At 61.2% G+C, this 12,828-nt stretch carries 8 protein-coding genes; 5 read left to right on the forward strand and 3 right to left on the reverse strand.

The window, feature by feature from the left end:
* Nucleotides 1-283: 283 nt before the first annotated feature.
* On the forward strand, nt 284-3,553 hold the full coding sequence (locus HKN06_07740; GenBank protein NNF61205.1) for a glycosyl hydrolase: 3,270 nt from the start codon (nt 284-286) through the stop codon (nt 3,551-3,553).
* 45 nt (nt 3,554-3,598) lie between these two features.
* On the opposite strand, the gene HKN06_07745 is transcribed toward HKN06_07740, so the two are convergent.
* A complete protein-coding gene (locus HKN06_07745) occupies nt 3,599-4,045 on the reverse strand; it encodes a hypothetical protein (GenBank protein ID NNF61206.1) in 447 nt (148 codons plus the stop codon).
* Nucleotides 4,046-4,103: 58 nt separating this feature from the next.
* Nucleotides 4,104-4,613 (reverse strand): DUF2306 domain-containing protein, encoded by a 510-nt coding sequence (locus HKN06_07750; GenBank protein NNF61207.1) that lies wholly within the window; start codon nt 4,611-4,613, stop codon nt 4,104-4,106.
* A gap of 21 nt (nt 4,614-4,634) precedes the next feature.
* Here HKN06_07750 and HKN06_07755 point away from each other — a divergent pair, with 21 nt between their 5' ends.
* The gene (locus HKN06_07755; protein ID NNF61208.1) at nt 4,635-6,422 is read left to right on the forward strand and encodes an ATP-binding cassette domain-containing protein; all 1,788 of its coding nucleotides are present in this window, start codon (nt 4,635-4,637) and stop codon (nt 6,420-6,422) included.
* Between the two features lie 3 nt (nt 6,423-6,425).
* Nucleotides 6,426-7,163, forward strand: coding sequence for a class I SAM-dependent methyltransferase (locus HKN06_07760; protein ID NNF61209.1), 738 nt, complete (start codon nt 6,426-6,428; stop codon nt 7,161-7,163).
* 3 nt (nt 7,164-7,166) lie between these two features.
* On the opposite strand, the gene HKN06_07765 is transcribed toward HKN06_07760, so the two are convergent.
* A complete protein-coding gene (locus tag HKN06_07765) occupies nt 7,167-8,645 on the reverse strand; it encodes a M48 family metalloprotease (GenBank protein ID NNF61210.1) in 1,479 nt (492 codons plus the stop codon).
* Between the two features lie 175 nt (nt 8,646-8,820).
* Here HKN06_07765 and HKN06_07770 point away from each other — a divergent pair, with 175 nt between their 5' ends.
* Both HKN06_07770 and HKN06_07775 read left to right on the forward strand, forming a co-directional pair.
* A complete protein-coding gene (locus HKN06_07770) occupies nt 8,821-11,475 on the forward strand; it encodes a TonB-dependent receptor (GenBank protein NNF61211.1) in 2,655 nt (884 codons plus the stop codon).
* Between the two features lie 440 nt (nt 11,476-11,915).
* The coding region (locus tag HKN06_07775) for a hypothetical protein (GenBank protein NNF61212.1) at nt 11,916-12,828 on the forward strand (913 nt) is incomplete at its 3' end.

Below are 12,828 nucleotides of genomic sequence, written 5' to 3' on the forward strand. Positions count from 1 at the left end.
CGACCAGGCTTCGTGGGAGCGGCATCCTGCCGCGATTACCTGCGACCATGCTTTGTGGGAGCGGCATCCTGCCGCGATTACCTGCGACCATGCTTTGTGGGAGCGGCATCCTGCCGCGATTACCTGCGACCATGCTTTGTGGGAGCGGCATCCTGCCGCGATTCTTTTACCAAGATCGCGCGGGATTGATTGCGGGTGACTCCGAACGGGCGTGGCGTATTGCGGTGAACCTTGCAACCGAGGCGCGGTGCGGTAGATTGGCCGTCTCACCCGGGGGAGCAAGATGTACAGCAAAAAACTGATTGCGGCGGCCATGACGGCCTGCCTGGTGGCCACAGCATTTGCGGCCGACGAGGAGCCGGCGAAGCCCGGCTTCAACGAAGCTACCTTCAAGGGCATGGCCTGGCGCGGCATCGGCCCGGCGCTGATGGCCGGACGAATCTCCGATATTGCCATCGACCCGACCGACCGCTCGACATGGTATGTCGGCGTCGGCAGCGGTGGCGTATGGAAAACGGTCAACGCCGGCACCACGTGGATGCCGGTGTTCGATAATGAAGGTTCGTACTCGATCGGCTGTATCACCATCGACCCGAACAACCCGAACACCATCTGGGTCGGCAGCGGCGAAAACGTCAGCGGCCGCCACGTTGGTTACGGCGACGGCGTCTATCGCAGCCTCGATGGTGGCAGCACCTGGAAAAACATGGGGCTTGAGAACTCCGACCACATCGGCATGATCCGCATCGATCCGCGTGATTCTGACGTTATATATGTCGCTGCCCAGGGTCCTCTTTGGTCGCCGGGTGGCGACCGCGGCCTGTATCGATCGACCGATGGCGGTGAAAACTGGGAACAGATCCTGGGCGGCGGCGAGTACACCGGTGCCGGCGAGGTGCATTTTGATCCGCGCGACCCCGACGTTATTTATGCAACTACCTGGCAACGCCACCGCACCGTCGCGGCACTGATGAACGGCGGACCGGAAACCGGCATCCACAAATCCACCGACGGCGGTGACAGCTGGACCGAAGTAACAGCCGGTCTGCCGGAAGAAGACATGGGCAAGATCGGCCTGGCCATTTCGCCGCAGCGACCTGACGTAATCTATGCCGGGATTGAAACGACGCGTCGCAAGGGCGGTTTTTATCGCTCGACCGACGGCGGCATGAACTGGGAAAAACGCAGCGACTTTGTCGCCAGCGGCACCGGGCCGCATTACTACCAGGAAATTTTTGCCAGCCCGCACCAGTTTGACCGCATTTATCACATGGACGTATACCTGCACATTTCAGAAGACGGCGGCAAGAACTTCATCAAGACCCGGCGCGATGCCAAGCATGTCGACCATCACGCCATGGCCTTCGACCCGGACGACCCGGATTACCTGCTGGTGGGCAATGACGGCGGCGTTTACGAAAGCTTCGATCTCGGCAAGACCTGGAAGTTTGTTGCCAACATGCCGATCACACAATTCTACAAGGTGTCGGTCGACTACGATGAGCCGTTCTACAACGTCTACGGCGGCACCCAGGACAACAGCTCACAGGGCGGGCCCTCGCGCACCCGTCATGTTTCCGGTATTCGCAACGACGAATGGAAGATAATTCTCGGCGGCGACGGTCACCAGCCGTTTGCTGACTACAGCAACCCGGATATCGTCTACGCACAGTGGCAGCAGGGTAACCTGACCCGGTACGATCGCCGTACCGGCGAGTCGGTCTATATCCAGCCGCAGGCCGAGGCCGGCGCACCCCCGGAGCGGTTCAACTGGGACGCGCCAATCCTGATCAGCGCACACGACCCGGCGCGCCTGTACTTTGCCAGCCAGCGGTTATGGCGCAGCGACGACCGCGGCGACTCGTGGACAGCCATTAGCACGGACCTGACGCGCAACCAGAACCGCCTCGATCTGCCGGTCATGGGGCGCAAACAAAGCTTTGACGCGCCATGGGATGTGTACGCGATGTCGAAGTACAACACCATCGCCAATATTGCCGAGTCGCCGCTGGACGAAAACCTGCTGTATGCCGGTACCGACGATGGCCTGATTCATGTCAGCACGGACGGTGGCAAAAACTGGCGTCGCGGCGGCCGGCTGCCCGGCGTCGCGGATTACTTTTATGTCAACGACATAAAGGCTGACCTCCACGACGCCGACACCGCCTATATCGCGGTTGACCAGCACAAGAATGGCGACTACACCCCGTATATCTATAAGAGTACCGACCGTGGCCGCAGCTGGCGCAGGATAACCAGCGGCATACCCGACCGGCACCTGGTGTGGCGTGTCGTACAGGATCACGTCAACCCCGACCTGCTTTTTGCCGGCACGGAGTTTGGCGTGTTCTTTACCGTCAGCGGCGGAAAAAACTGGGTGAAACTGTCTGGCGGTGCGCCAAACATTCCGTTTCGTGACCTGGTAATCCAGCGTCGTGAAAACGACCTGGTCGGCGCCACGTTCGGCCGCAGTTTTTACGTGCTTGACGATTACTCACCGCTGCGGACGGTTTCGGAATCACAGCTGACAAGCGGCGTGCATCTGTTTCCGGTGCGCAAAGCACGCTGGTATGTGGAAGAACGCCCGCTCGGCTGCATGATGCCCGAATGCCGCGGCTCACTGGGCAACAGCTACTATGTGGCACCGAACCCGCCCTTCGGTGCGGTTTTCACCTACTACCTGGCCGAACCGCTGCGTTCTTTGAAGGAGCAACGACAGGAAAAGGAAAAACCGCTGAAGAAGAATGAGAAAGACATCGGCTTTCCCGGCTGGGAAGCGGTGACAGCAGAGGCTCGTGAAGACGATCCCGCCATGGTATTCACAATAAAAAACAGCGCCGGTGAAGTTGTCAGGCATGTGGAAGGCCCGGTCGACGCCGGCTTTCATCGCGTAGCATGGGACCTGCGTTACCCCACACCGGACCCCTGGAAGGAAAAAGTTGACCCGGAACCGTGGTCACCGCCAGCCGGCACCTTATCGGCGCCCGGCCGATACACCGTGACGATGGCGCAGCGTGTTGACGGCCGTACGGAGGTCATCGGTACGCCGCAAAGTTTTGATGTCGTTTCTATACGTGGCGAGCCAACTCTGGCAGGGGCGTCGCAACCCGAACGCGTGGCCTACCTGCGCAAGGTCGATACCCTGCAGCGCGATGTGACGGCTGCGATCGCGACGATCGATGAATTCGTGAAGCAAACCGGTGCGATCAAGCAGTCGTTAACACGGTCCGTCGCCGACGCCGCGCTGTACAGCGAAACACAGCAGCTGGAAAAACGCGCCAAGGCATTGCGCGATAAACTCAGCACCAACCAGCAGCGCGCTATGCTGGGCGATGCCGGCAGCGTGTCGATCATGTCGCGTATCTACGATGCCGGCTGGGGCGATCGCACCTCCGCACATGGCCCGACCAGCACAAACCGGCGCAGCCTGCAGATTGCGCAGGAGCAATTTAATGAGGCCCGGACATCGCTCGACCGGCTGCTGGACACGGACATGCCACGGCTGCGGCAGCGGCTGGATGATGCCGGCGTGCCCTGGACGCCGGGCCGTTAACAAGGCACCCGGCCCCGATGCAATGATCGGGGCCGGGTCGCCACGCTATTTCAGCGTAATTTCACGCATCTGGTATTCGCCGGTGATCTTGCGCATCGCCGGGTAGTTTTTCTGGGCAAAATCCGTCGCCGCGTCGGCATTCTTTTTGCCCCACTCTTTCATGAAGGCGTCATACCGGGCTTTGCTCGGTTCCAGGTCTGCCCCGCTGGCAAACTTGATCACCAGCAGCAGGTTGAAGTCGCCGCTGTTTGGCAGGTCGCTGCGATAGATGCTGTAGTCTTCGATCTGGCCGAGTTTCTTGGCAATCTCGTTGCCTTTAACCCAGGTATTCCGGATGCCTTCGAGATAGGCATCGCCCATGTTGGAATCGACCCGGATCGTGGTCACGTTCCACACCGCATCGCTCATCTCGTAATCTTTATAGGGCTCGAGATCAGCGACGGCAGCCGCAATCGGTAGCACCGCCAGGGCGGCAATAATGAGGCGTTTCATCTGGTTCCCCTTAATTTGGACACCTTCCAAAGGTAGTCGAGTTCCGGGGCTTGTCCAGTCAGTTGTTATCGAGCATGCGCTGCACCAGCGCGAAACCCGGCCGCCGCCTGTTGACCAGGTACCAGCCGGTGCCGCAGATGATGAAGGTGCCGGCGCCAACCGCGTTCCAGAAGAAACTCCCCGGAACGTAATCGAGCACCCGCGGAATAAAAGCCGGTAAGCGCGTCAGGAACTCGGCCGCGGCCGCAGCACACAGGCCAACATAGGACCAGTTCATGCCCATGTAGTGCCACACAATCCAGGTACGCTGCGGCCGGCGCAAAAGCGCCGGGACAAAACCCGATGCCAGCGTTACCAGGCTGACCAGCGCGGCCCAGTGGAACACGCCAAACCCGTCGAACAGGTCATAGATCATCAGCGCCGTTGCATTCAGCAGCAGCATGCTGACCACGTAGCCGTAGCCCAGCAGCCGGTGAGTGCGCGTTCCCTTGCGGCGGAAAAACACCAGCGGACCAAACAGCAAGGCGCTTCCGGCCGTTACCGTATGAATGATTCCCAGCCAGTCCATGACAACACTATACTGTCGCGCATGTCATCGGAGCACCCTCACGCCGACAAAACGGAGCGGCCGCCTGGCGCCGACCTGCGCCCGCTGCGGCAGCTGGCACACTACGTGGCGCCCTACCGTGCCACGCTGGCCGCCGCAATTATTGCCCTGCTGCTGGCAGCGGCGGCAACGCTGAGCCTGCCAGTCGCAGTGCGCCTGATGATCGATCACGGTTTTGATGACGCGGGCGCGGTCGACCGTTATTTCCTGGTTCTCCTGGCGTTGAGCCTTTTTATGGCCGCAACGGCAGCGATCCGTCATTACCTGGTGTCATGGCTGGGCCAGCGCGTGGTCACCGATATTCGCAGTGACGTCTACAGCCAGGTGCTGCATCTCGACCCGGTTTTTTTCGAGACCACCCGGACCGGCGAAGTGCTTTCCCGGCTTACTACCGATACTACGCTGATCGACACCGTGATCGGTTCGACCGTATCGATTGCGCTGCGCAGTGCGGTGATGCTGGCCGGCGCGCTGATCATGCTGGTTGTTACCGCGCCAAAACTCGCGATGATTATCCTGCTGCTGCTTCCGTTTGTTGTGCTGCCCATCGTCGGCTACGCGCGACGGGTGCGGGGGCTCTCGCGCACCAGTCAGGATCGTATCGCCGATGCCAGCGCGCGTGCCGGCGAAACCCTCAATGCCATGCAAACCGTGCAGGCCTTCACCCAGGAAGAATCCGAAGCGAAAAGATTCACCGCCAGCGTCGAGTCAGCGTTCCAGGCGGCAATGGGTCATGCGCGGGCGCGGGCGGTGCTAAGCGCCATGTCCATCATGCTGGTTTTCGCCGGCATTGTTTCGGTTCTGTGGCTGGGCGCGCGCAACGTGATTGACGGCTCGATGACGGCCGGCGAGCTCGGGCAGTTTGTGCTCTATGCCGCCACCATGGCCAGTTCCACGGCCATGCTGAGCGACGTGTGGGGCGACATGCAGCGGGCCGCCGGAGCTACCGAACGTCTGGTCGAATTGCTGAATGCTACGCCTGAAATTGCCGCACCAGCGAACACACTGGATTTGCCGCAACCACCGCGCGGCGTCGTGGCGCTCAACCACGTATCGTTTTCCTATCCGTCACGGCCGGACGAGCTCGCGCTGAACGATTTTACCCTGCGCATAACCACGGGCGAGACGGTTGCGCTGGTGGGGCCATCGGGAGCCGGCAAGAGCACCGTGTTCCAACTGCTGCTGCGGTTTTACGATCCGCAGCGGGGTCATATTGCCGTCGACGGCGTCGATATCAGCAAAGTCGATCCAGTCGCGCTGCGCCGTCGCCTCGGTATCGTGCCGCAGGACACCATAATTTTTGCCGCCAGCGCCATGGACAACATCCGCTACGGACGCCCTGAAGCATCGGATGAAGAAGTACGCGCTGCGGCACGTAATGCGTTGTGTGACGAGTTTCTCGTGAAGCTGCCCGAAGGGTTCGACACTTATTTGGGCGAACGCGGCGTGCGACTGTCGGGTGGCCAGCGCCAGCGTATTGCCATCGCCCGCGCGATACTCAAAGACCCGCCGATACTGCTTCTGGATGAGGCAACCAGTTCGCTCGATGCGGCCAGCGAGCGCGTCGTGCAGGAAGCACTGGGTCGCCTGGTGCGTGATCGCACCACGCTGGTCATCGCGCACCGTTTTTCAACGGTGCTGCGGGCCGACCGTATCGTGGTTATGGACGAGGGACGCATCGTCGACGAAGGCAGCCACGAGCAGTTGCAGCGGCGCGACGGGCTTTACGCGCGGCTGGCGGCACTGCAGTTCTCTGATGATGCGGCCTGAGCCATGAGTGACAAGCTACGCGAATCAGAAAACGCCACGCTGCAGAACATGCTGCTGGGTGACTACGTGCCCGACCTGATCCGCGAAGCGCGTGAACGCCAGGATGCGATCATGATCGAGCGCTTTCAGGGAAAGTCGCTGCGTATTGCCGATATCGGCTGCGGCGACGGCTACCACGGGTCGATATTTGCCCCGCAGTGCGAGCTTTACCATGGCTTTGAAATCGCGCCGCAGCTGGCGCAGATGACGCGCGATCGCTGGGCCTTGGAACATCTGGGAAACACGCAGGTGTTTGAGGGTGACGTGGCGCAGGCGCAGCTGCAAGACGCATTTTATGACCTGGCCGTTTGCCTGTATTTCACACCGGGAAATTTTCGCGACGTCGGCGAAGACCTGGAGCTTTACACCGATGAATACCTCGACCACAACCCCGTATTCACCCGCATCATGTCGCGCTTCTACCAGGCTGTAAAACCGGGCGGGCTGATGTTCCTGACGGTTTATCGCGACGTGCCGGAGGCAGAAGCTGCCCAGTACGATTTTTACACCACTACCGGCCACCAACCGGTGTCACCGCCGGGCGCACGCTACGTTGCCACCGCCGACATGTTCTGGTCAGCGCGCTGGACCCGCCGCAGCATGCTGTCAAACCTGGCTGACTGCGGCATCGACCCCGCAACCGTGACCTTTCACGAACTCAACCCGATTGCCTGGCTGGTCGAGATCGCGAAACCGACCTGAGATTCACGGCCGGTAAGGAATATCCACAGCAATCTTCATCGGCTGCCCGGCCGACAAAACCGCACCCGCCGGCAGGTCGTTTGCCAGTCGTGTCTCGTCCAGCGTCCAGGCGTTGCCGGTGCGGCTGCTGAGCGCTTCCAGCGTCTCACCGCGCCGGGCCGTGACCACATCGAGACGGCGTTCGGTCATGCCGGTTTTTTCCTGCGCCGTCATGCCGCGAAAACTGTCGGCGGTTGCTGCAAACGTCGCCGCGTAGTTATTGAAACGTTCGACCGGCGTCATGCCGGTCAGGCGAAACATACCGGCCGGGTGCGCGATCCAGGTCAGGTGCAGGCCGAGGTTGCCCTGCTCGGTTTGCGCCTCGGCAATCGCCTGGTACGCCGAATAGTTGCCGATGCGTCCGGCGCTGGTGCGCGTGTAGGTAAGGTTGTTTTCCCCGGCATACTCGCGCGCCGCGGCCTGCGGATCGCTGCCGGCGCCCTGCAGCTGCAGCTGCAGCATGGCGTCGCCCTCTTTTGGCCCCGCCAGTACGGCCGACGGCTGGTTCTGTGTCTGCCAGCCGGACGGAAACACCAGAGCGAAATCCAGCTGCGGGTGCAGGAAAAGCGACTCGCGGAATACGCCGGCTGCGGGATCATCACCGACCAGCAATCCGTCCATGTAGTTGTAAAACGCCAGCCTGCTGTCGGCAATTGGCGCACGGGAAGTAATCGTCAGTTCGCGCGCGCGCGCGGCCGATGTTTCGACCCGTTCGGTGGTCGGCGGATGCGAATCGAGCCACGTTGGCTGGCGCGCCGACCCGGTTACCAGCACGGTGTAACCACCAAGCTGCTGCATGAATTCCGCCATACCGATCGGGTTCCAGCCCGTCTGCGCCGCCATCTTCTGGCCGATTTCATCTGACTGGCGCTCCTGGTCGCGGCTGTACGACGCAATGAGACCGGCGCCAAGCGCCTGGCCCAGCTGTGATGCCGTTTGCGCGGCCTGCGCACCGCCTTTCGAGCCGGCCAGCACGGTGCCGAGCACCGTAAGCAGCCCTACACCGGTCGCACGCGTCTGGCGCTGGGCCGAGTGCCGCGCGGCAACATGGCCGATCTCGTGACCGATAACGTTGGCCAGTTCATCCTCGGAGTTGGCAATGGCCAGAAGTCCGCGCGACACATAGATATAACCGCCGGGTAGCGCGAAGGCATTCGGCTCGGCCATGTTCGCCACCTGGAAGGTGTACTCGACGTCCTGTCGCGGCGACACTGCAGCCAGACGGTTGCCAATAGCCTGCACGTAGTTGACCAGCTGCGGCGCATCGACCAGGCCGATGGTCTGCTCGACCTGCTCGGCAGCCTGGGCGCCGATCGCCCGCTCCTGCTCGGCCGTCATCAGCAGGATTTCCCGCTTGCCCGTAACCGGGTTGGTCGAGCAAGCCACCAGGGTCGCAACGACCAGCAGTAAAGACAAGATTCGAGACTTTGCGTGAAGGTTCATGGGGCGCATCCGGTACCGTCCAAAAGGGGACCGATTTTACTAAATTGCTTGACTATTGCTGCCCTGTGGAGGATTGTTACCGACGGGCGTGTGGTATCGGTGCGACGGACGGTGTGTCCCGTCAGGTCCACCCGGTCAGCGCCTGCAACCACGTGGGAAATTAAGGGGATTCGCTATGAAAGCCATTTTCAGGAAGGGCCTGGCGTTCGCCGTCGGCGCCGTTCTGACTGTTCCTGTTGCTTTTACGCAACAAGCAGCCGCAGCTGAGGCGGGTGACGTCGAGGAAGTCATCACGACCGGTACCCGGTCGCGTGCACGCTCGGTGACCCAGTCGCCAGCCCCGGTCGATGTTCTGTCCGGCGAGGACTTCGCCAACCAGGCAGAAACCGACCTGAGCAACCTGGTACGAAACATCGTGCCGTCTTACAACGTCAACTCTCAGCCGATCAGCGACGCCGCGACAATTGTTCGTCCGGCCAACCTGCGCGGCCTGGCGCCGGATCACACGCTGGTGCTGGTCAACGGCAAACGCCGTCATCGCGCTGCGGTCATTTACTGGCTGGGCAACGGAATTTCGGACGGCGCTCAGGGACCGGATATTTCCGCTATCCCGTCGATCGCTCTTAAGCAGGTCGAAGTGCTGCGTGACGGCGCAGCATCACAGTACGGTTCTGACGCCATTGCCGGCGTGATGAACTTCATCCTGAAGGATTCGGCCGAAGGCGCTTCCGTCGAAGCCAGGATCGGCAGCACCTCCGAGGGCGACGGCGACACATATGCTATCGCCGGAAATATTGGCCTGCCGTTCACCGACGCCGGATTCGCCAACCTCAGTTTCGAGTATGGTGAAGCTGATGCGACCGACCGCAGCATTCAGCGCGACGATGCCGCCGCTCTGATCGCCGCGGGCAACACAGCGGTCAAGAACCCGGCGCAGATCTGGGGTACACCGCAAATCGACGACGACCTCAAGCTGTTTGCCAACGTCGGCCTGGATCTAGGTAACAACACCGAAGCCTATGCTCACGCCAACCTGGCCAACAAGCACGTCGACGGTGGCTTCTACTTCCGTAATCCCGACACCCGCGGTGCGGTATTTGCAACCACCCTCAGCAACCCGAACTATGTTGACGGCGAAGCGTTGCCAGGTTTTGAAGACGAACCGGCCAGTGTAGGCGTACGGCTGGTTGGCGACGTTTCTGACAGCGGCAGCGGCTGCCCTGCCGAGTTCCGTCCCGAAGTCACCAGCGTACAGGGCGATCCATTCACGTTTACCGGCTCACTGCCGCAAAACAGCGATGCCATGGACCCGAACCGGGACCAGCTAAGCGCGATCTTGGCTAATTCCGATTGCTTTGCATTCAACGGCATCTTCCCCGGCGGCTTCACCCCGCGTTTCGGTGGTGATGCCAGCGACACGTCGCTGACCGCAGGTGTACGCGGCGAGACCGAAAAAGGCATGCGCTGGGACTTCAGTGCCACTACGGCCCGCAACCACGTCGATTTTTTCATTTACAACACGGTCAACGCGTCGCTGGGTCCCGCTACCCCGACCTTCTTTGACCCGGGCGCCTACACCCAGTGGGAGCAGGCAGTGAATGCAGACTTCAGCTACAACCCCACCCCGGAAACCAACCTGGCGTTCGGCGCCGAGTACCGCAAGGAAGAGTTTGAAATTACCGTGGGGCAGGAAGAATCCTTCACCATCGGCCCGCTTGCCGACCAGGGCTTCAGTGCCGCATCCAATGGCTTCCCCGGTTTCAGTAACATTGCCGGCGGCAGCTTCGCGCGTGAAAACATTGCGCTTTATGTTGATGGCGAGTGGGAAGTTACACCCGAACTGCTGGTCGGCGCCGCGCTGCGCTGGGAAGACTTTGAAGACTTCGGCACCACAACCAACGGCAAGATTGCCGCTAACTGGCGCGCTGACAACGGCTTTGGCGTGCGTGGTACTTTCGGCACCGGCTTCAAGGCGCCCACTCCGGGACAGTCGAATGCCTTCAACGTGTCGACCGAATTTGACCTGGTGCTGAACGACCTGGTCAATAACGGAACCGTGCCGGCCACCTCGGAAGTTGCCCAGCTGCGTGGCGGCAAGGCACTCGAGCCCGAAGAGTCGTCGAACATCACCTTTGGCGTGTTCTTCCCGCTTGGTGGCCTGGACATCACGATCGACTACTTCAAAATCGACGTCGATGACCGGCTGAATCTCTCCAGCCTGTTTTCGCTGGAGCAGGACGAGGTCGAGTCGCTGATCGCCGATGGCGTGACCAGTGCCGGCAACCTGCAGAACTTCCGTTTCTTCACCAACGACTTCGATACCGAAACAGATGGTATTGATATCGTCGCGACCTACCCGGTTGACTGGAATAACGGTGGCAGCACGACGTTTTCGTTCGTGTGGAATAACACGTCGACTGATGTCTCGCGTGCCGGCCAGACTTTCCGCGACGAGAATGGTGACCTCACCTCTGACGGTGCCACGCGCATACGCGAGATCGAGGAAGGCCTGCCCGAAACCCGCTATAACCTTTCGGCCAACAGCTTCTTTGGCGACTGGCGTGTGCTGGGCCGGGTGAGCTACTACGACGACTGGTACGATTCGGAAGACGGCAACAGCTACGACGGCAAGTACATTGTCGATGCTGAAGCCGCTCTGCGGATGGAAAACGGCTGGACCTTCACGCTGGGCGCAAATAACCTCTTTGACGAGGTGCCGGATGAGAATCCGGGCGCGGCCGGCGGTGTCGGTAACCGTTACAGCCAGTTCAGCCCGTTCGGCTTCAACGGCATGATGTGGTACCTGCGCGCCAAGTACGAAATCGACTAAGCGCACCATATCGACTGCACAAGGCCCCGCTCGGACGAGCGGGGCTTTTTTTTGCTCCGGGCGCGACCTCCCGGGCGAAATTTTCTTCATGATTGTCGCGGCAGGATGCCGCTCCCACGGTCGCTTCCCAAATCCCTCTACCAGGGGTCAGGCTCCTCTTCGTGGGTCAGGCTCCTCTTCGTAGGAGCGGCGTCTCGCCGCGATTCCGCGAGGGCCAGTTCTTTGTCCATGATTGTCGCGGCAGGATGCCGCTCCCACCGTCGCTTCCCAGATTCCGCTACCAGGGGTCAGGCCTGCTTCGTGGGAGCGGCGTCTCGCCGCGATTCCGCGAGGGTCAGTTCTTTGTCCATGATTGTCGCGGCAGGATGCCGCTCCCACGGTCGCTTCCGGCGAACTCACGCCGCTTTTGTTAGCCTAATCTATTCATGGGGACTCCAGCGATGCGTGCTTCCGTCATTGCCACCGGCGTGGCAATAACACTATCTGCCTGCGGTGGCAGCGGCAGTGGCCCGGCGACGATAACACCGCCCGCGCCCTCGCCGCCTGCCGGTCAGCCAGTGCTTGACCTGGCCGGCCAGCCGACCGGCAACGGCTTCCATCGCGTATCAGGCAGCGCGTCGACCGGCCGCTTTGGCGTACCGGTCGCCAGCGGCGCCGACTGCGACAACGACGGGCTGATGGACTACGCCATGTCGGCAATGGTCGCGGCACCTTTCGGCCGTACGGCGGCGGGACAGGTGCACCTCGTGTTCGGCGACGGCAGCCTGGCCGGAGCCGACATCGACACTGCGATGAGCAACACCAATGTGCTGACCATTGCCGGCGCCGGGCCGAATGAAATTGCCGGCAGCGAAATATGGATCGATGATGTCACCGGCGACGGCATTGGCGACCTGCTGATTGGGCGGCAGAACTATCGCGAACCGGCCACTGACCGTATTGGTGCAGGCGCCCTGTCGATACTCATCGGCGGCAGCGAACTGCGCGACCTGGCGGCCAGTGGAACTACGCTCGACCTCGGCGCAGTTTCCGGTGCCCGCGTGTTGACGCTGATCGGTGCCAATGAGCTCGACCGCTTTGGCTTCTGGTTTCGTACCGGTGACGTAACCGGCGACGGCATCGCCGACATTCTTGTCGGCGCCGACCAGGAAGACACCAACGGCGAAAACAACAGTGGCTCTGCATGGCTGATCCGCGGCGGTGCGCATCTGGATGCAACTGCCGAAATTGACCTGGCAGGTTTTGGCACAACCACGCTGGCCGGTCATGTATTGCGAATCGAACCACCGGCAGGATCAGAGGACTATCACTTTGGTTCGACCGTTGCGCTGGCCGATCTTGACAACAACCTGC

This window comes from Gammaproteobacteria bacterium, from assembly GCA_013003425.1.
Lineage (GTDB): Bacteria > Pseudomonadota > Gammaproteobacteria > Steroidobacterales > JABDKV01 > JABDJB01.

Bases quoted from the DNA above. Each gene is read 5' to 3' on its own strand.
- HKN06_07740 (NNF61205.1), top strand. From the start codon at position 284: ATGTACAGCAAAAAACTGATTGCGGCGGCCATGACGGCCTGCCTGGTG.
- HKN06_07745 (NNF61206.1), bottom strand. From the start codon at position 4,045: ATGAAACGCCTCATTATTGCCGCCCTGGCGGTGCTACCGATTGCGGCT.
- HKN06_07750 (NNF61207.1), bottom strand. From the start codon at position 4,613: ATGGACTGGCTGGGAATCATTCATACGGTAACGGCCGGAAGCGCCTTG.
- HKN06_07755 (NNF61208.1), top strand. From the start codon at position 4,635: ATGTCATCGGAGCACCCTCACGCCGACAAAACGGAGCGGCCGCCTGGC.
- HKN06_07760 (NNF61209.1), top strand. From the start codon at position 6,426: ATGAGTGACAAGCTACGCGAATCAGAAAACGCCACGCTGCAGAACATG.
- HKN06_07765 (NNF61210.1), bottom strand. From the start codon at position 8,645: ATGAACCTTCACGCAAAGTCTCGAATCTTGTCTTTACTGCTGGTCGTT.
- HKN06_07770 (NNF61211.1), top strand. From the start codon at position 8,821: ATGAAAGCCATTTTCAGGAAGGGCCTGGCGTTCGCCGTCGGCGCCGTT.